The following is an 18,202-nucleotide window of genomic DNA, read 5'->3' on the forward strand; positions in this document are numbered from 1 at the left end:
AAATCATCTCGATAAGGACCCGGTCTGAGCCGGAACGCTGCGAATCCTAGGCTCTCGAAAAAAATAGGGCCAATGCTGTTAAGCACTGGCCTATGCATATTCGGCATAATGTCGGTGTGACGTCGGCGGTGCGACGAACGTGTGACCTGTTTTGGTGCGTTTAAGGGAGGCGTGATGAATCTTGAAAGCAAATGGCTTGAGGACTTCAGTGCCCTGGCCGCTACTCGCAGTTTCTCCCAGGCGGCCGAGCGGCGTTTCGTGACGCAACCGGCCTTCAGCCGGCGAATCCGCAGCCTCGAGGCGGCGCTGGGGCTGACCCTGGTCAACCGTTCGCGCACGCCCGTCGAGCTGACGGCGGCGGGGCAGTTGTTCCTGGTGACGGCGCGTACGGTGGTCGAGCAACTGGGTGAAGTGTTGCGCCATTTGCATCACCTGGAGGGCGGGCAGGGCGAAGTCATACAAGTGGCCGCCGCCCACTCCCTGGCGCTGGGCTTCTTCCCGCGTTGGATCGCCCAACTGCGCAACGAAGGGATGAACATCGCCACGCGGCTGGTGGCGACCAACGTCGGCGATGCCGTCCATGCCTTGCGTGAAGGGGGCTGCGACCTGATGCTGGCCTTCTACGATCCGGATTCGGCCATGCAAATGGACCCGGAAATCTTCCCGTCGCTGCACCTGGGCCAGACCGAGATGCTGCCGGTGTGCGCCGCCGGTGCCGATGGCAAGCCGCTGTTCGACCTTGAAGGCGAGGCCAGCGTGCCGCTGCTGGCCTACAGCGCCGGGGCCTTCCTCGGGCGCTCGGTCAACCAGTTGTTGCGCCAGCGGGCGTTGCGGTTCACCACCATCTACGAGACGGCCATGGCCGACAGCCTCAAAAGCATGGCCCTGGAAGGCCTGGGCATCGCCTGGGTGCCGCACCTGAGCGTACGCGCCGAACTGGCCCGGGGCGAACTGGTGATCTGCGGTGGGACACAATGGCACGTGCCGCTGGAGATCCGCCTGTACCGCTGCGCCCTGGTGCGCAAGGCCAATGTGCGGTTGTTGTGGCGCAAGCTCGAAGGTGGCGTGGCGCAGGGTGTGGCCGGATCCTGAAGACAACGCGGATCCCCTGTGGTGCGGGCTTGAGGCTACCTCAACTCAACAGCACTTGGGCCCACCCTTGCCACCGTAACCAACAGCGCAATCAAGCCAGACAACTACCCTGTGGCGAGGGAGCTTGCTCCCGCTCGGCTGCGCAGCAGTCGCAAAACCGGCTGATACGGTCGGCCTGAAGAACCGCCGGGGCCTGCTTCGCACGCCAGCAGGAGCAAGCTCCCTCGCCACAAGGGATCTGTGGCGTATGCAAATCTTGAGAACACCCAAAACAAACTGTGGGCTTGCTCGCTCCCACAGGGGATTTGTGTCGTTGCTCTGCTGACCTGAGAGTCAATAAAACCGCCCCTTCACCGCAAATGACAGATGGTCGGCGAAAGTGCGTTTAACGCACCATTTTCGGTATACTGCCCGGCCTTCGGTCGGTTCGCCCGGCCATAATTCGTACAACAAGCCACGCCGGTTTCCTGCGTGGCTTGTTGTTTTTTGACGCGCCTGCGGGCGCCCAGAGAGAAGAGGCACGACGATGAGTGCACTGGTTGGCGTGATCATGGGCTCCAAGTCCGATTGGTCCACCCTTAGCCACACCGCCGATATGCTGGAAAAGCTCGGCATCCCTTACGAGGTGAAAGTGGTCTCCGCCCACCGTACCCCGGACCTGCTGTTCCAGTACGCCGAAGAGGCCGAGGCGCGTGGCATCGAGGTGATCATCGCCGGTGCCGGTGGCGCCGCCCATTTGCCAGGCATGTGTGCGGCCAAGACCCACCTGCCGGTGTTGGGCGTGCCGGTCCAGTCTTCGATGCTTTCGGGCGTCGATTCGTTGCTGTCGATCGTGCAGATGCCAGCCGGCATCCCGGTCGCGACCCTGGCCATCGGCAAGGCTGGTGCGATCAACGCGGCCCTGCTGTCGGCGAGCATTTTGGGCGCCAAGCATCCACAATTTCATACCGTGCTGAAAAAATTCCGCGCTGAGCAGACAGACAGCGTCCTGGACAATCCAGACCCACGCATTGCCTGAGGTTGTTGACGAATGAAGATCGGTGTAATCGGTGGCGGCCAGTTGGGTCGCATGTTGGCCCTGGCAGGTACGCCGCTGGGAATGAACTTCGCTTTCCTGGACCCGGCGCCGGACGCCTGTGCTAGCGCGTTGGGTGAGCACCTGCGGGCCGACTACGGCGACCAGGATCACCTGCGCCAACTGGCCGATGAAGTCGACCTGGTGACCTTCGAGTTCGAAAGCGTCCCGGCCGAGACCGTGGCCTTCCTGTCCCAGTTCGTCCCGGTCTACCCGAGCGCCGAGGCCTTGCGGATCGCCCGTGACCGCTGGTTCGAAAAGAACATGTTCAAGGACCTGGGCATCCCCACGCCGGCTTTTGCCGACATTCAGTCCCAGGCCGACCTGGACGCCGCCGTCGCTGCCATCGGCCTGCCCGCCGTGCTCAAGACCCGTACCCTGGGTTACGACGGCAAGGGTCAGAAAGTCCTGCGCAAGCCTGAAGACGTGGTCGGTACGTTCGCGGAACTCGGCAGCGTGGCCTGCCTGCTGGAAGGCTTCGTGCCGTTCACCGGGGAAGTCTCGCTGATCGCCGTGCGTGCCCGTGACGGTGAGATCCGTTTCTATCCGCTGGTGCACAACACTCACAAGGACGGCATCCTCAAGCTGTCCGTCGCCAGCACCGACCATCCGTTGCAGGCCCTGGCCGAGGACTATTCCAGTCGGGTGCTCAAGCAGCTCGATTATGTCGGCGTGATGGCATTCGAGTTCTTTGAAGTGGATGGCGGCCTCAAGGCCAACGAAATCGCCCCTCGGGTACACAACTCCGGGCACTGGACCACCGAAGGCGCCGAGTGCAGTCAGTTCGAAAATCACCTGCGGGCGGTGGCCGGGCTGCCACTGGGGTCGACCGCCAAGGTCGGTGAGAGCGCGATGCTCAACTTCATCGGCAAAGTGCCGGACAGCGAGAAAGTCCTGTCGATCGCTGACTGCCATTTGCATCACTATGGCAAGGCATTCAAGGCCGGGCGCAAGGTCGGTCACGCCAACCTGCGTTGCGCGGACCGGGCGACGCTGGCCCAGCAGATCATCAAGGTCGAGACGCTGATCGCCGAGCAATAATCCGCGCCATCGGTGGAACCATTCGTCGGCTAACCTCTCTCATGGCTAAGTGCCAAAGCCTGATCGGGCTTTGGCATAGCTATCCAATCAGAGGGCAATGCCATGGGAATCATCGGAACCATCTTTATCGGCTTGATCGTTGGCCTGCTGGCGCGGTTCCTGAAACCGGGCGATGACAGCATGGGCTGGATCATGACCATTCTGCTCGGTATTGGCGGTTCGTTGGCAGCCACTTACGGCGGCCAGGCCTTGGGCATCTACCAGGCTGGCCAAGGCGCTGGCTTCATCGGTGCCCTGGTGGGCGCGGTGGTGCTGCTGGTGATCTACGGCCTGATCAAAAGAAACTGATTCAAATGCGATAAAGCCCTCTCTGCCTGGCGCGCAGAGGGGGCTAGAATGCTCGGCGTTTCACTTTCCACTCATTGCCGAGCCCTTTCATGCGCCGTCTAGTGTTGACCCTTCTTCTACTGGGCAGTGGCCTGGCCCATGCTGCCGAGCTGCCGGAAACCGACTGGCTCGAACTGATGCCCAAGTCGGACCAGAAAGCCCTCGAGGCCATGCCCGAGATCGACCACGACTCCCCCGAAGCCAGCGGCACCTTCACCGAAAAAGGTGGCCTGAAGCAAAGTAAAGGCTTGCCGGCGGTGATGTATTCGACCAAGACCGTGGCGTCGATGAACGACAAGCACATTCGTATCGGCGGTTACCCCGTGCCATTGGAAACCGACGCCAAGGGCCGTAGCACGCTGTTTTTCCTGGTGCCTTACCCCGGCGCTTGCATTCACGTCCCGCCACCACCGCCGAATCAACTGGTGCTGGTGCGCTACCCCAAGGGCCTGAAGCTGGATGACATCTATACGCCGTTGTGGGTGACCGGCACGCTGAAGATCGAAAAGGTCGACAACGACCTGGCCAGCGCGGCGTATGCGCTGGATGCGGAGAAGGTGAGGGTGGTGCAGGAGGCGGATTTGTAACCGGCTGGTTGGCGCGACCCAGGATCCAATGTGGGAGCGAGCAAGCTCCCACATTGGTTTTTGTGGTGTGGTTTAGAGCGGCTTGCCGCAGATGCTCACGCCAAGGGTATGGCTGGCGTCGGGCAACAGCGTCACCACATCGTCCATCACATTCGCCGTCTCGATGCATAGCATGTGCTGCCAGCCGTCGTCGGCCATGTCGCTGAAGGCCTTGGCGCGTTCGGTCCAGGGGTTCCAGATCACCGCCGAGCGCGAACCGCTGCTGGCCAGCTCGATCCGGCGTTCCCACTGCGGGTCGATGATGCTCAGCTTTGGTGGGGTATCGAGATAGATGCGGTCGGTCTCGCCAGCAAAGTGCAGGTTGCCGGCCTGGGTGACGGTTTTCCAGTCGTCCAGGGTCTCGATGTAGCTCAGGCCATCGACCCCTTCGACCTGCACGTTGCGCACGTCGCTCACGGCGAAGTAGCTGTGCAGCGCCTGACTGAGGCTGACGGTTTCGCTGCCACGGTTATGACTGGTGAGGCGGATGTGCAGTTGCTCGTCCATCACGATGGTCAGCGTCAGGTCCACCTGGTGAGGCCAGCCCGAGAGGCCGTTTTCGGGGTAGGGCAGCACGAATTCCACCTTGAGGCTTTCGCCTTCGGCTTCGATGCCCTTCAATTCCCAATCCATCGCCCGTACCAGGCCGTGGGCCGTGGCCGGGTCGTTGGTCACGCGCATGGCCTGTACGCTGTCGGGGTTGCGCGTCAGGTTGCCGAACCACGGCCAGCACACCGGCACGCCCGCGCGAATGCTCTTGCCGGCCTTGAACGTGGCCTCGTCGTTGAGCCAGATCAGCGGCGGCTGGCCGTCCACTTGATAGCTGAGGATATGCGCGCCTTGTTGGGCCACCAGCAACTCGGCCTGACCGTGGCGGATGCGCCAGGCGTTCAGTTCATCCAGTTTGACGGCTTCGACGTTGGGCGTAGGCATGTTGCAAATCTCGCTCGGGGAACAGGAACTGCAATGGACCGCAAAACGGCCGCCGTGTTTAACGGGCGCGCGGCGGAACCGAACGGGTCCGACCACTGCCGTCGATGGCGACGAAGACAAACACCGCCTCGGTCACCTTGCGCCATTCACTGGACAACGGGTCGTCGCTCCAGACCTCGACCATCATCTGGATCGAGCTGCGGCCGATTTCCAGCGCCTGGGTATAAAAGGAAAGCTGCGCCCCCACTGCCACCGGTACGAGGAACGCCATGCGATCGATCGCCACGGTGGCCACGCGTCCGCCGGCTACCTTGCTGGCCATGGCGGTGCCGGCCAGGTCCATCTGGGACACCAGCCAGCCGCCGAAAATATCGCCGAAGCCGTTGGTCTCGCGAGGGAGCGCGGTGATTTGCAGGGCCAGGTCGCCTTGCGGGATTGGATCTTCTTGTTCGAGCTCTATCATGCAGGGGGTGCCTCTGACCCGTAACGCTGTCTTGTACTTCAGGTGAATAGCCGTCTTTGTAAAAAACGATTCAGCCCGAACATACTGCGTTCGTCACGTTTTTCGTAAAGGCGTGCCAAAGGGAAACTCTGCGAAACCGGCTGGTTCTGGTACTACGCCACCAACGACGTTTTCGCACAGCAACCCCTTACAGAGTACTGCAAGGTTGCGAGTATATCGGGCGATAGACGTCGAGACGACCACTCGGTTCTGATTTTGACTATCAAATACGCACCTCTATGTGCTTTTTCGAACAATTTGCTATCGTGCCGGACCTGCCCAGGCCCCCCAACCCGTATTGCCAGGGTTGCAGAACCGACTATAAGAGAAGCCCTTGCCATGACCACTGCGCCTTCGAGCACGGCGACGCCCGCACAACCCGCGCGTCCATTGACCCGCAACGATTACAAGACCCTGTCGCTTTCTGCCTTGGGTGGTGCGCTGGAGTTCTACGATTTCATCATTTTCGTGTTCTTTGCCACCGTGGTCGGCAAATTGTTCTTCCCTGCCGAAATGCCTGAGTGGCTGCGCTTGATGCAGACGTTCGGCATTTTTGCCGCCGGTTACCTGGCCCGGCCGCTAGGCGGGATCGTCATGGCCCACTTTGGCGATCTGCTGGGGCGCAAGAAGATGTTCACCCTGAGCATTTTCATGATGGCCGTGCCGACCCTGATCATGGGCCTGCTGCCCACTTATGCACAGATCGGCATGTGGGCGCCCATCCTGCTGTTGCTGATGCGGGTGATCCAGGGCGCGGCCATCGGCGGGGAAGTGCCAGGCGCCTGGGTCTTCGTTTCCGAACACGTTCCGGTGCGCCACATCGGCTATGCCTGCGGCACGCTGACCTGCGGCCTGACGGCGGGGATTTTGTTGGGTTCGCTGGTCGCCACGGCGATCAACAGCCTTTATACACCGGTGGAAGTGGCCGATTACGCCTGGCGGATCCCGTTCTTGCTGGGTGGCGTATTCGGGCTGTTTTCGGTGTATCTGCGCCGCTGGTTGCACGAAACCCCGGTGTTCGCCGAGCTGCAACTGCGCAAGGCCCTGGCCGAGGAAGTGCCGCTGCGGGCCGTGCTGCGTGATCACCGCGGCGCCATCGCCATTTCCATGCTGTTGACCTGGCTATTGTCGGCCGGCGTCATTGTGGTGATCCTGATGACACCGACCGTGCTGCAGACGGTGTACCACTTCAGTCCGACCACCGCGTTGCAGGCCAATAGCCTGGCGATCGTGTGCCTGAGTTTCGGTTGCATCGGTGCGGGTGTGCTGGCCGATCGTTTTGGTGCCGGTCGGGTATTTGTCTTCGGTAGCGGTTTGCTGTTGATCACATTCTGGACCTTCTACCACTGCCTGTTCGATCACCCCGAATGGCTGTTCCCGCTGTATGCCTTGAGTGGCTTGCTGGTGGGTACCATCGGCGCGGTGCCTTATGTCATGGTCAATGCTTTCCCGGCCGTGGTGCGTTTCAGCGGCTTGTCGTTCTCCTACAACCTGGCCTATGCAATCTTCGGCGGATTGACGCCGATGATCGTGACCCTGCTGTTGAAAGAGAGCCCGATGGGGCCGGCGTATTACGTGGCGGCCATCTGTGGGATCGGGATCGTGGTAGGCGGCTACCTTTGGAAGAAAGGGCGCTAGATGGCACTGAACAGGCTTCTGTGGCGAGGGGATTTATCCCCGTTGGGCTGCGTAGCAGCCCCTCATGGCTGGATGCAATCAGCCTGAAGCACCGAGGCGCTGGCTTGAGGGCCGCTTCGCACCCCAACGGGGATAAATCCCCTCGCCACAACATCTTGTAAAACTCGATACTGGCCTTTCATCCAATTGTCATATTTCAGCCATAGAGTGTTCACACGGCTTACCGATACTTGGCCGACTTAACACACCCTATCTGCTAGGAGTAAGGCATGAAACTGAAGCGTTTGATGGCGGCAATGACTTTTGTCGCTGCTGGCGTTGCGACTGCCAACGCGGTTGCCGCTGTTGATCCTGCGATCCCGAGCTACACCAAGACCACTGGTGTATCGGGCAACCTGTCCAGCGTCGGCTCCGATACCCTGGCCAACCTGATGACCTTGTGGGCCGAGAACTACAAGAAGGAATACCCGAACGTAAACATCCAGATTCAGGCCGCCGGTTCTTCCACCGCGCCACCCGCGCTCACCGAAGGCACCTCCAACCTGGGCCCGATGAGCCGCAAGATGAAGGACAACGAGCTGCAGGCTTTCGAAACCAAATACGGTTACAAGCCTACCGCCATCCCGGTTGCCGTGGACGCCCTGGCGGTATTCGTACACAAGGACAACCCGATCAAAGGCCTGACCATGGCTCAGGTTGATGCGATTTTCTCCTCTACTCGTCTGTGCGGCGCCAAGGCCGACGTCAAGACCTGGGGCGACCTGGGCGTGACCGGTGACCTGGCCAACAAGCCAGTCCAGTTGTTCGGTCGTAACTCGGTATCCGGCACCTACGGCTACTTCAAAGAAGAAGCCCTGTGCAAAGGTGACTACAAGTCCAACGTCAATGAACAGCCTGGCTCGGCCTCGGTTGTACAGTCGATCAGCAGCTCGCTCAACGGCGTTGGCTACTCGGGTATCGGCTACAAGACCGCCAGCGTGAAAACCGTTGCCCTGGCCAAGAAAGAAGGCGGCGAGTTCATCGAAGACACCGAAGAAAACGCCCTGAACGGCAAGTACCCGCTGTCGCGCTTCCTCTACGTTTACGTCAACAAGGCACCGAACAAGCCTCTGGCCCCGCTGGAAGCCGAGTTCGTGAAGCTGATCCTGTCCAAGCAAGGCCAGGAAGTCGTGGTCAAGGACGGCTACATCCCGTTGCCAGCCAAAGTGGCCGCCAAGGCACTGGCTGACCTGGGTCTGTCGGAAGGCGGCAGCGTCGCCAAGAAGTAATACCTGAGCCCGGGCCAACGCCCGGACTCCCGTGGGAGTGAAGGTTGCTCCCACAACCCAAATTCCTGTCCGCTGCCGCTTTCTGCCGGCGGCGGATTTGTTGCGTCACTGCATTGTCATCTTTCTGTCATACAGGATCGCTAGGGTGTGCGCATGAATGATCTGGCCAACTCCACAATGACTACGACTTCCCCTCCCAAGCGCATTGACTTCAATACGCCTGAGCTGCAACGCAAGCGCCGTATTCGCGCGCTCAAGGATCGCCTGACCCGCTGGTACGTGCTGGTCGGTGGCCTCGCTGTCCTTGCTGCCATTACGTTGATCTTCTTCTTCCTGGCCTACGTGGTGCTGCCCCTGTTCCAGGGCGCGGACCTGACCGCCAAGGACACGATCACCCCGGCCTGGATGCAAGACGCCGGCAAACCCTTGATGATCTCCATCGAAGAACAGAACCAAGTCGCCATGCGGGTTTCCGACAAGGGCCAGGCGCTGTTCTTCGACATCAGCAGTGGCGCCGAACTGCGCCGCATCGACCTGCCGATTCCGGCCGGCGCCAGCGTGACCGCCATTGGCGAAGACCAGCCCGGCAGCCCGCTGGTGGCAATCGGTCTGTCCAACGGCCAAGCCCTGGTATTTCGTCACACCTATAAGGTCAGCTACCCGGACGGCAAGAAAACCATCTCGCCTGCCGTCGAATACCCTTACGGCGAGACGCCGATTGCATTGAACGAACAGGGCGCGGCCCTGGAACATGTCAGCCTCAACGCCACCGACTCGACCCTGCTGCTGGCCGGTTCCAGCGGTGCCCAACTGCAAGTGCTGTCGCTCACCAGCGAAGAAAACATGATGACCGGTGAGGTCACCAGCGAGCAGACCCGCATCGACCTGCCGCAGATGACCGAGCCGGTGAAGAACATCTTCGTCGACCCGCGTCAGCAATGGCTGTATGTGGTTAACGGACGTGCCCAGGCCGACGTGTTCAGCCTGCGGGACAAGAGCCTCAATGGCCGCTACAAGCTGCTCGAGAACGCCGACGCCCAAGTCACCGCCGCCACCCAGCTGGTGGGCGGGATCTCGCTGATCATCGGCGACTCCAAGGGCGGCCTGGCCCAGTGGTTCATGGCCCGCGATCCGGACGGCGAGTTGCGCTTCAAACAGATTCGTACCTTCCAGATGGGCAGTACGCCCATCGTCGAGATCAGCGCCGAAGAACGTCGCAAAGGCTTTGTTGCGCTCGACGCCGCCGGCAAGCTTGGCGTGTTCCACAGCACCGCCCACCGTACTCTGCTGGTGGACCAGGTGGTCGACGGCCAGGGCCTGTTCGGCATGTCGCCACGGGCCAACCGCCTGATCGTTGAACAGGGCGGCAAGCTGCAACCGTTGACGCTGGACAATCCGCACCCGGAAGTGTCGTGGAGCGCGTTGTGGAGCAAGGTCTGGTATGAAAACTACGACGAACCCAAGTACGTCTGGCAATCGACCGCCGCCAACACCGACTTCGAACCCAAGATGAGCCTTTCGCCGCTGACCTTCGGCACCCTGAAAGCGGCGTTCTACGCGATGTTGCTGGCTGCGCCGCTGGCCATTGCCGCCGCGATCTACACCGCCTACTTCATGGCCCCGGGCATGCGCCGCAAGGTCAAGCCGGTGATCGAGCTGATGGAAGCGATGCCGACGGTGATCCTCGGGTTCTTCGCCGGCCTGTTCCTGGCGCCGTACGTCGAAGGGCACCTGCCGGGTATTTTCAGCCTGCTGATGTTGCTGCCAATTGGCATCCTGGTCGCCGGTTTCGTCTTCAGCCGGCTGCCGGAATCCATTCGCCTGAGAGTGCCGGACGGCTGGGAAAGCGCCCTGTTGATCCCGGTGATCCTGTTCGTGGGCTGGCTCTCGCTGTACATGAGTCCGTACATGGAGGCCTGGTTCTTCGGCGGCGACATGCGCATGTGGATCTCCCATGACCTGGGCATCACCTACGACCAGCGCAACGCTCTGGTGGTCGGTCTGGCGATGGGCTTCGCGGTGATCCCGAACATCTACTCCATCGCCGAAGACGCCGTGTTCAGCGTGCCGCGCGGCCTGACCCTGGGCTCCCTGGCCCTCGGTGCCACGCCGTGGCAGACCATGACCCGCGTGGTCATCCTCACCGCCAGCCCCGGTATCTTCTCGGCGCTGATGATCGGCATGGGCCGTGCGGTGGGCGAGACCATGATCGTGTTGATGGCCACCGGTAACACGCCGGTCATGGAAATGAACCTGTTCGAAGGCTTGCGCACCCTGGCGGCCAACGTGGCGGTGGAGATGCCCGAGTCGGAAGTCGGCGGCAGCCATTACCGCGTGCTGTTCCTGTCGGCCCTGGTGCTGCTGTTGTTCACCTTCGTCATGAACACCCTCGCCGAGCTGATCCGTCAGCGTCTGCGCAAGAAATATTCGTCGCTTTAAGAAAGGTAGAAGTCTGTGAAACAGAACTCCCTGAAAGGATGGTTCAAGAGCGGCGCCCCCGGCGTCTGGATCAGCGGTGGCGCGGTGTCCATCGCGGTCATCATGACCATTGGCCTGCTGGCGGTGATCGCCGTGCGCGGCCTGGGCCACTTCTGGCCGGCGGACCTGGTCCATGCCAACTACAACGTGCCGGGCATGCCTGCGCACCTGGTGGTCGGCGAAGTCGTGCAGAAAGAAGAAGTGCCGCGCGAGCGCCTGAAAAGTGCCGGCCTGCCGGTGCCGGACGAAGGCCCGGAGTTCATGACCCGCGAACTGATCAAGGTGGGTAACCGGGACCTGAACGGCACTGATTTCACCTGGATCGTCGGCGAGTGGCTGACCAACCAGAGCACGCCGCCGGAGCTGATGGCGATCGAGCGCCGTGAGTGGGGCAACTTCTACGGCTACCTGGTCAACGTCAAGGAAGACGGCAAGGTCATCGCCGAAGGCGAGGCCGCGTGGCCGCAACTGCAGGCTCGCGTACAGCGGGTCAACCAGTTGGCCGCCGAGCTCAAGACCCTGGAAAAAGTCGACATCGGTGCAATCAACGCTGGCCTGGAGCGTATTCGCCTGCACGGTCGCAAACTGGAGCTGGACGGTAAGCTCGACGCCGCCGCCCAAGCCGACCTGGAAAGCGAGCGCGCCGAACTCAATGCCCGCTACAAGGACATCGAAGCGCGCCTGGCCGACCTGCATGCACAGTTCAATCGCGACAGCCTGACCGCCCGCGATGCCAACGGCAAGGAAGTGGAAATCGAAATCGGCAAAGTGGTGCACGCCTACCAGCCAAACGGCATGGGCACGTTCACCAAGATGGGTTTCTACGTCAGCAAAGTCTGGGAATTCCTCAGCGACGACCCGCGTGAAGCCAACACCGAAGGTGGCATCTTCCCGGCGATTTTCGGCACTGTGATGATGACCCTGATCATGGCGATGATCGTGACGCCGTTCGGCGTGCTGGCGGCGGTCTACCTGCGTGAATACGCCCGTCAAGGCCCGATGACCCGCCTGATCCGCATCGCGGTGAACAACCTGGCCGGCGTTCCGGCCATCGTCTACGGTGTGTTTGGCCTGGGCTTCTTCGTCTACGTGCTGGGTGGTTCGGTCGACCGCTTGTTCTTCCCCGAGGCCTTGCCGGCGCCGACCTTCGGCACCCCGGGCCTGCTCTGGGCGTCCCTGACCCTGGCGCTGCTGGCGGTGCCGGTGGTGATCGTGGCCACCGAGGAAGGCCTGGCGCGGATCCCGCGTACCGTGCGCGAAGGCTCCCTGGCCCTTGGTGCGACCAAGGCCGAGACCCTGTGGAAAATTGTCCTGCCCATGGCGAGCCCGGCGATGATGACCGGGATGATCCTCGCCGTGGCCCGTGCTGCCGGTGAAGTGGCACCGTTGATGCTGGTAGGCGTGGTGAAACTGGCCCCGTCGCTGCCGCTGGACGGCAACTACCCGTATCTGCACCTGGACCAGAAGATCATGCACCTGGGCTTCCATATCTATGACGTGGGCTTCCAGAGCCCGAACGTCGAAGCGGCGCGACCGCTGGTGTACGCCACGGCGCTGCTGCTGGTGCTGGTGATCGCCACGCTCAACCTGTCGGCAGTGTGGATCCGTAACCACCTGCGCGAGAAATACAAAGCGTTGGATAGCTAAAAGTCATTAGCCACAAGCGGCAAGCTACAGGCCGCTTTTGCTCAAACTTGCAGCTTGCAGCTAGAAGCTTGCAGCTACGAACGGAGTGAGACCATGCAACACGAAGCACATACACACGGCATCAACATGTCGGCCCTGGGCCGCGACAAGCAGAGCCTGAACCTGGCCGAAGAAACCGTCGCCATCGAAGTGCCCGGCCTGAACCTGTTCTACGGCCAGAAGCAGGCACTGTACGACGTCAGCCTGAACATCCCGAAACAGCGCGTCACCGCGTTCATCGGTCCATCGGGCTGCGGCAAGTCAACCTTGCTGCGCACGTTCAATCGCATGAACGACCTGGTGGACGGCTGCCGCGTCGAAGGGGAAATCAACCTCTACGGCAACAACATCTATCGCAAGGGCGAAGATGTGGCCGAGCTGCGTCGTCGCGTGGGCATGGTGTTCCAGAAGCCCAACCCGTTCCCGAAAACCATTTACGAGAACGTGGTCTACGGCTTGCGCATCCAAGGCATCAACAAGAAGCGCATCCTCGACGAAGCCGTGGAATGGGCCCTCAAGGGCGCGGCGTTGTGGGATGAGGTCAAGGACCGCCTGCATGAGTCGGCCCTGGGCCTGTCCGGCGGTCAACAGCAGCGCCTGGTGATCGCCCGCACCATCGCCGTGGAGCCGGAAGTGCTGCTGCTCGACGAACCCTGCTCGGCCCTGGACCCGATCTCGACGCTGAAAGTCGAAGAGCTGATCTACGAGCTCAAGTCCAAGTTCACCATCGTCATCGTGACCCACAACATGCAACAGGCGGCGCGGGTTTCCGATTACACCGCGTTCATGTACATGGGCAAACTGGTGGAGTTCGGCGACACCGATACGCTGTTCACCAATCCGGCCAAGAAGCAGACCGAGGACTACATTACCGGTCGTTATGGCTAGTCGAGGTCGCTGCATGGCCGCATGCGATAACAGGACTCAACATTTAACTGCTTGAAGCTTGCAGCTTGAAGCTTGCAACTTTCGCGGAGCGAACAAGATGATTTCGAAGGAAGGCCTTACTCACCATATTTCCGCACAGTTCAACGCCGAGCTGGAGGAAGTGCGCAGTCACCTGCTGGCCATGGGCGGGCTGGTGGAAAAGCAGGTCAACGACGCGGTGACCGCGCTGATCGAGGCCGATTCGGGCCTGGCCCAGCAGGTGCGCGAGATCGACGACCAGATCAACCAGATGGAGCGCAACATCGACGAGGAGTGCCTGCGCATCCTGGCCCGTCGTCAGCCGGCCGCTTCCGACCTGCGCTTGATCATCAGCATTTCCAAGTCGGTGATCGACCTGGAGCGGATCGGCGACGAAGCCACCAAGATCGCCCGTCGAGCCATCCAGTTGTGCGAAGAAGGCGAAGCGCCGCGCGGTTACGTCGAGGTGCGCCATATTGGCGACCAAGTGCGCAACATGGTCCGCGATGCACTGGACGCCTTTGCCCGCTTCGACGCCGACCTGGCGTTGTCGGTGGCCCAGTACGACAAGATCATCGACCGCGAATACAAGACCGCCCTGCGGGAGCTGGCGACTTACATGATGGAAGACCCGCGCTCCATCTCCCGGGTATTGAGCATCATCTGGGTGCTGCGTTCTCTGGAGCGCATCGGCGATCATGCGCGCAACATCTCGGAACTTGTCATCTACCTGGTGCGCGGCACCGATGTCCGGCATCTGGGGCTCAAGCGCATGAAGGAAGAAGTTGAGGGCACCCCGTCCGAAACTGCTAATGTTCCGGGCGAAACTGACGATAAGTAAGATTGCCAGGAAAAGTGCCCGGCCTTCTGGTCGGGCTTTTTTTTGGGTTTTTTTTAATCGAAAGCAGCACCCCGCGAACGAAAAGTCCCGGCGTGACTGAAGGTTTTTGGCGATGTGCCATCAGTAAAAGCGGTATGCTTGCCGGGATTTTTTAGAGGTGTATCTGGATGAGTAAGGTCAGTGTGTTGGTCGTGGACGATGCTTCGTTCATTCGTGACCTGGTGAAGAAGTGCCTGCGCAACTACTTCCCGGGCGTGCGCATCGAAGATGCGGTGAACGGCAAGAAAGCCCAAGCCCTGCTGGCTCGCGAAGCGTTCGACCTGGTGTTGTGCGATTGGGAAATGCCGGAAATGTCCGGGCTGGAACTGCTGACCTGGTGTCGCCAGCAGGACAACCTTAAGGGCATGCCGTTCGTGATGGTCACCAGCCGCGGCGACAAGGAAAACGTGGTCCAAGCCATCCAGGCCGGCGTTTCCGGCTACGTCAGCAAGCCGTTCACCAACGAGCAGCTACTGACCAAGGTCAAGCAGGCCCTGCATAAGGTCGGCAAGCTCGACACGCTGATGAACAGTGCCCCGACCAAGATGAACTCGGCGTTCGGCAATGACTCCTTAAGCGCCCTGACGGGCGGCAAGGCTCCGGTTGCCGCTGTGGCTTCGGCCCCCGCCCCCGCCGCCCCTGCTGCAGCCGCTCCGGCGCGTGGCTTGCTAAACAGCCCACCGGTCAAGGCGCCGGTAGCCGCCACCGCTTCGTCGGCCAACCGCGGCCAAGGCCAGTTGCGCCTGTCCAGCGGTACCCAGCAATGCGTGATCAAGGCCCTGAGCCTCAAGGAAGCGCTGCTGGTGGTCAAGCGCTCCGACTCCCTGCCGCAAGTCCTCGAAGGTGCGGTGCTGGACATGGAGCAGGGCGACAACGCTGAAACCGCTCGTCTCAACGGCTACCTGCACGCCATTGTCGCCCATGAACAGACGCCCGATAGCGAATGGCTGCAGTTGACGTTCCGCTTCGTCGACAAAGACCCGCAGAAACTCGACTACATCTCCCGCCTGATCGCCCGCGGCACCGCGCAGAAGCACTTCGTACCGGGCGCCTGATACAGCCGCAGATCGTTCCCATGCTCCGCGTGGGATGCCTCTACGGACGCTCTGCGTTCGGCGCTTGAGGGGACGCGGAGCGTCCCGGGCTGCATTGCCACGCAGAGCGTAGGAACGATCACCAACACCGATCGCTGATCCAATTTTGAAACATCCGTCGACTACGCTGGTCCATCCCAGCTGCTAGGCTGCTGTGCAGGCCTTCATTTTTCGACAGAACTTTACCCATGCTCGCTCCCCTGCTGTTTGCCTGTGGTCTTGTCCTGGCCTCCACCTCGGCCGTGGCCATGACGATCTACAAATCCACCGATGCCAATGGCGTGGTGTCCTATAGCGACCGCCCCAGCAAGGGCGCCCAGGTGTTCGTGTTCCGCGACCGCATGGTCGAGCGCCTGGAGCGACAGGTGTTCCTGGATATCAAGAAGCAGAATGGCGCGGACGCGGTGTTCGTGCGCAACGATTTGTATGCGCCGGTGGAGATCGAGTTGAGTTTCGCCGGGCTGCGCAACGTCAGCGGGGCACCGAGCAGGCCGATTCGTCGGGTGCTGCCGGCGCGCAGCAACCTGCGCCTGGCGCTGCTCACGGCCACTCAGCCCGGGAGGCCGCTGGTCTACACCCCAAGGTTCGAATATTCCCTGGGCGACCCCGCCGGCGCGGCACAGGCTTATCAGTACCCGTTACCGTGGCGTGGCGGGCCGTTCCGGCTGAGCCAGGGTGCCAACGGCCAGTACAGCCATTACGGCCCGAAGAACCGCTACGCCATGGACATTGCCATGCCCGTGGGCACGCCGATCATCGCGGCGCGGGGCGGCGTGGTCATCAAGACCGAAAACGAGCAGACCGGCCGCGGGGACGATCCTTCGGGCAACTTCGTGCGGGTGCTGCACGATGACGGGACCATGGGCGTCTACCTGCACTTGCAGAAAGGTTCGGTGAGCGTACGGGAAGGGCAGCGGGTCGGGGTGGGCACGCCGTTGGCGTTGTCGGGCAATACCGGCAACAGCTCAGGCCCGCACCTGCATTTCGTGGTGCAGCGCAATACCGGCCTGGGGCTGGTGTCGATTCCCTACCAGTTCAATCAACCGGTGGGCGACCTGCCCAACTTTGCGTTGGGCAAGCAATAATCCAGGTCACGCCGATCCCCTGTGGCGAGGGAGCTTGCTCCCGCTCGGCTGCGAAGCAGTCGTCGCTTTTGGGGCCGCTTCGCTGCCCAGCGGGAGCAAGCTCCCTCGCCACAGGGATCGTGTTAGAGGCTTGGGGGCCGGTCGATACTCAATCGAGCATCAACACCTTCGCCAGGATGATCTTGGGTCCTTTCATCTTCTTGATGATGATCCGCAGGCCTTCGACTTCCAGCACTTCTTCCTCTTCCGGCACGCGCTTGAGGGTTTCATAGACCAACCCAGCCAAGGTTTCGGCTTCGATGTGGTCCAGGTCGATCCCCAGCAGGCGCTCGACCTTGAACAGCGGCGTATCACCCCGTACCAGCAGCTTGCCCGGCTGGTAGGCCAGGATGCCGCGTTCGGCTTTGCGGTGTTCGTCCTGGATGTCACCCACCAACACTTCCAGCACGTCTTCCATGGTCAGGTAACCGATGATGTTGCCGTCGGCTTCCTCGACCAAGGCGAAGTGCGAACCGCCCTTGCGGAACTGCTCCAGCAATTGCGATAGCGGCATGTGCCGCGACACCCGCTCCAGCGGCCGGGTCAGTTCGGCCAGGTTGAACGACTCGGGAATGTGATCCAGGGCCGCCAGTTCCAGCAGCAGGTCCTTGATGTGCAGCAGGCCGACGAACTCCTGGCGCTCGCTGTCATACACCGGATAACGGCTGAACTTGTGGCGCCGGAACATCGCCAGGATTTCCTTGAGCGGCGCGTTGAATTCCAGCGTCACCAGGTCTTCCCGGGAGTTGGCCCAGTCCACCACTTCCAGCTCGCCCATTTCCACGGCCGAGGCCAGCACGCGCATGCCCTGGTCGCTCGGGTCCTGGCCACGGCTGGAGTGCAGGATCAGTTTCAGTTCTTCGCGGCTGTAATGGTGCTCGTGATGCGGGCCGGGCTCACCTTGGCCGGCGATGCGCAAGATGGCGTTGGCGCTGGCGTTGAGCAGGTAGATCGCCGGGTACATCGCCCAGTAGAACAGGTACAGCGGCACGGCGGTCCACAGCGACAGCAGCTCGGGTTTGCGAATGGCCCAGGATTTGGGCGCCAGTTCACCGACCACGATGTGCAGGTACGAAATGATGAAGAACGCGGTGAAGAACGACACGCCCTTGATCACTTCCGGCGACTCTACGCCGACCGCGCCCAGCAACGGCTCGAGGATATGGGCGAACGCCGGCTCACCGACCCAGCCCAGGCCCAGGGAGGCCAGGGTGATACCCAACTGGCACGCCGACAGGTAAGCGTCGAGCTGGCTATGAACGGTGCGCAGGATGTGCCCGCGCCAGCCGTTCTGCTCGGCAATGGCTTCGACCCGGGTCGAGCGCAGCTTGACCATGGCGAATTCGGCCGCAACGAAAAAACCGTTGAGCAAAACCAGGATCAGAGCAAAAAGAATCATGCCGAATTCGGCGAAAAGTGTGACGAGGGACAAGCCAGGGGAAGGGTCCATGATGGAGTTTTGCGGGTTCCGT

Annotated in this window: 16 protein-coding genes; 13 read left to right on the forward strand and 3 right to left on the reverse strand. The window is 61.4% G+C overall.

Going from position 1 to position 18,202, the window contains the following annotated elements; translation table 11 throughout:
* Positions 1–174: 174 nt before the first annotated feature.
* The 5 genes from BLT00_RS19550 (at position 175) to BLT00_RS19570 (ending at position 4,182) form a co-directional block, all read left to right on the forward strand.
* Positions 175–1,092 (forward strand): LysR substrate-binding domain-containing protein, encoded by a 918-nt coding sequence (locus BLT00_RS19550; protein ID WP_072347566.1) that lies wholly within the window; start codon positions 175–177, stop codon positions 1,090–1,092.
* A gap of 526 nt (positions 1,093–1,618) precedes the next feature.
* On the forward strand, positions 1,619–2,110 hold the full coding sequence (purE, locus tag BLT00_RS19555; protein ID WP_003196369.1) for a 5-(carboxyamino)imidazole ribonucleotide mutase: 492 nt from the start codon (positions 1,619–1,621) through the stop codon (positions 2,108–2,110).
* 12 nt (positions 2,111–2,122) lie between these two features.
* Entirely contained in the window at positions 2,123–3,208 is a 1,086-nt protein-coding gene (locus BLT00_RS19560; protein WP_063323554.1) for a 5-(carboxyamino)imidazole ribonucleotide synthase, read from the forward strand.
* A 102-nt stretch (positions 3,209–3,310) separates the two neighbouring features.
* Entirely contained in the window at positions 3,311–3,556 is a 246-nt protein-coding gene (locus BLT00_RS19565; protein ID WP_003196372.1) for a GlsB/YeaQ/YmgE family stress response membrane protein, read from the forward strand.
* A gap of 89 nt (positions 3,557–3,645) precedes the next feature.
* The gene (locus tag BLT00_RS19570) at positions 3,646–4,182 is read left to right on the forward strand and encodes a DUF3299 domain-containing protein (protein ID WP_063323553.1); all 537 of its coding nucleotides are present in this window, start codon (positions 3,646–3,648) and stop codon (positions 4,180–4,182) included.
* A 72-nt stretch (positions 4,183–4,254) separates the two neighbouring features.
* Here BLT00_RS19570 and BLT00_RS19575 read toward each other — a convergent pair whose 3' ends face one another.
* Complete coding sequence (locus tag BLT00_RS19575) at positions 4,255–5,154, reverse strand: D-hexose-6-phosphate mutarotase (RefSeq protein WP_092150649.1); 900 nt, start codon at positions 5,152–5,154, stop codon at positions 4,255–4,257.
* A gap of 58 nt (positions 5,155–5,212) precedes the next feature.
* Positions 5,213–5,617 carry an acyl-CoA thioesterase gene (locus BLT00_RS19580; protein WP_003177184.1) on the reverse strand — a complete coding sequence of 135 codons (405 nt, stop codon included), beginning with the start codon at positions 5,615–5,617 and terminating at the stop codon, positions 5,213–5,215.
* A 378-nt stretch (positions 5,618–5,995) separates the two neighbouring features.
* Between BLT00_RS19580 and BLT00_RS19585 the strand changes: the two genes are divergently transcribed.
* The 8 genes from BLT00_RS19585 (at position 5,996) to BLT00_RS19620 (ending at position 16,691) form a co-directional block, all read left to right on the forward strand.
* On the forward strand, positions 5,996–7,294 hold the full coding sequence (locus BLT00_RS19585; RefSeq protein WP_092150652.1) for an MFS transporter: 1,299 nt from the start codon (positions 5,996–5,998) through the stop codon (positions 7,292–7,294).
* Positions 7,295–7,563: 269 nt separating this feature from the next.
* Entirely contained in the window at positions 7,564–8,562 is a 999-nt protein-coding gene (locus BLT00_RS19590) for a phosphate ABC transporter substrate-binding protein PstS family protein (protein WP_063323550.1), read from the forward strand.
* 405 nt (positions 8,563–8,967) lie between these two features.
* The gene (locus BLT00_RS19595; protein ID WP_170862108.1) at positions 8,968–11,001 is read left to right on the forward strand and encodes an ABC transporter permease subunit; all 2,034 of its coding nucleotides are present in this window, start codon (positions 8,968–8,970) and stop codon (positions 10,999–11,001) included.
* A 15-nt stretch (positions 11,002–11,016) separates the two neighbouring features.
* The gene (gene pstA, locus BLT00_RS19600; protein ID WP_092150658.1) at positions 11,017–12,687 is read left to right on the forward strand and encodes a phosphate ABC transporter permease PstA; all 1,671 of its coding nucleotides are present in this window, start codon (positions 11,017–11,019) and stop codon (positions 12,685–12,687) included.
* A gap of 93 nt (positions 12,688–12,780) precedes the next feature.
* Entirely contained in the window at positions 12,781–13,614 is an 834-nt protein-coding gene (gene pstB, locus BLT00_RS19605; RefSeq protein ID WP_063323547.1) for a phosphate ABC transporter ATP-binding protein PstB, read from the forward strand.
* Between the two features lie 97 nt (positions 13,615–13,711).
* Positions 13,712–14,473: a phosphate signaling complex protein PhoU gene (gene phoU, locus BLT00_RS19610; RefSeq protein ID WP_018609970.1), complete on the forward strand. Its 762-nt coding sequence runs from the start codon at positions 13,712–13,714 to the stop codon at positions 14,471–14,473.
* Between the two features lie 167 nt (positions 14,474–14,640).
* Entirely contained in the window at positions 14,641–15,567 is a 927-nt protein-coding gene (locus tag BLT00_RS19615; protein WP_092150661.1) for a response regulator, read from the forward strand.
* 227 nt (positions 15,568–15,794) lie between these two features.
* Entirely contained in the window at positions 15,795–16,691 is an 897-nt protein-coding gene (locus tag BLT00_RS19620; protein ID WP_003196393.1) for a peptidoglycan DD-metalloendopeptidase family protein, read from the forward strand.
* 148 nt (positions 16,692–16,839) lie between these two features.
* On the opposite strand, the gene BLT00_RS19625 is transcribed toward BLT00_RS19620, so the two are convergent.
* The gene (locus BLT00_RS19625) at positions 16,840–18,180 is read right to left on the reverse strand and encodes a hemolysin family protein (protein WP_092150664.1); all 1,341 of its coding nucleotides are present in this window, start codon (positions 18,178–18,180) and stop codon (positions 16,840–16,842) included.
* Between the last annotated feature and the right edge of the window lie 22 nt (positions 18,181–18,202).

The sequence above is a fragment of the Pseudomonas sp. NFACC51 genome (genome assembly GCF_900103575.1).
GTDB classification, from domain to species: Bacteria; Pseudomonadota; Gammaproteobacteria; order Pseudomonadales; family Pseudomonadaceae; genus Aquipseudomonas; species Aquipseudomonas fluorescens_Q.

Coding starts and splice junctions, on each gene's coding strand:
- BLT00_RS19590 (WP_063323550.1), top strand. CDS start 7,564: ATGAAACTGAAGCGTTTGATGGCGGCAATGACTTTTGTCGCTGCTGGC.
- BLT00_RS19585 (WP_092150652.1), top strand. CDS start 5,996: ATGACCACTGCGCCTTCGAGCACGGCGACGCCCGCACAACCCGCGCGT.
- BLT00_RS19620 (WP_003196393.1), top strand. CDS start 15,795: ATGCTCGCTCCCCTGCTGTTTGCCTGTGGTCTTGTCCTGGCCTCCACC.
- BLT00_RS19550 (WP_072347566.1), top strand. CDS start 175: ATGAATCTTGAAAGCAAATGGCTTGAGGACTTCAGTGCCCTGGCCGCT.
- phoU (WP_018609970.1), top strand. CDS start 13,712: ATGATTTCGAAGGAAGGCCTTACTCACCATATTTCCGCACAGTTCAAC.
- BLT00_RS19570 (WP_063323553.1), top strand. CDS start 3,646: ATGCGCCGTCTAGTGTTGACCCTTCTTCTACTGGGCAGTGGCCTGGCC.
- BLT00_RS19625 (WP_092150664.1), bottom strand. CDS start 18,180: ATGGACCCTTCCCCTGGCTTGTCCCTCGTCACACTTTTCGCCGAATTC.
- BLT00_RS19580 (WP_003177184.1), bottom strand. CDS start 5,617: ATGATAGAGCTCGAACAAGAAGATCCAATCCCGCAAGGCGACCTGGCC.
- BLT00_RS19560 (WP_063323554.1), top strand. CDS start 2,123: ATGAAGATCGGTGTAATCGGTGGCGGCCAGTTGGGTCGCATGTTGGCC.
- BLT00_RS19575 (WP_092150649.1), bottom strand. CDS start 5,154: ATGCCTACGCCCAACGTCGAAGCCGTCAAACTGGATGAACTGAACGCC.
- BLT00_RS19615 (WP_092150661.1), top strand. CDS start 14,641: ATGAGTAAGGTCAGTGTGTTGGTCGTGGACGATGCTTCGTTCATTCGT.
- pstB (WP_063323547.1), top strand. CDS start 12,781: ATGCAACACGAAGCACATACACACGGCATCAACATGTCGGCCCTGGGC.
- BLT00_RS19595 (WP_170862108.1), top strand. CDS start 8,968: ATGCAAGACGCCGGCAAACCCTTGATGATCTCCATCGAAGAACAGAAC.
- BLT00_RS19565 (WP_003196372.1), top strand. CDS start 3,311: ATGGGAATCATCGGAACCATCTTTATCGGCTTGATCGTTGGCCTGCTG.
- purE (WP_003196369.1), top strand. CDS start 1,619: ATGAGTGCACTGGTTGGCGTGATCATGGGCTCCAAGTCCGATTGGTCC.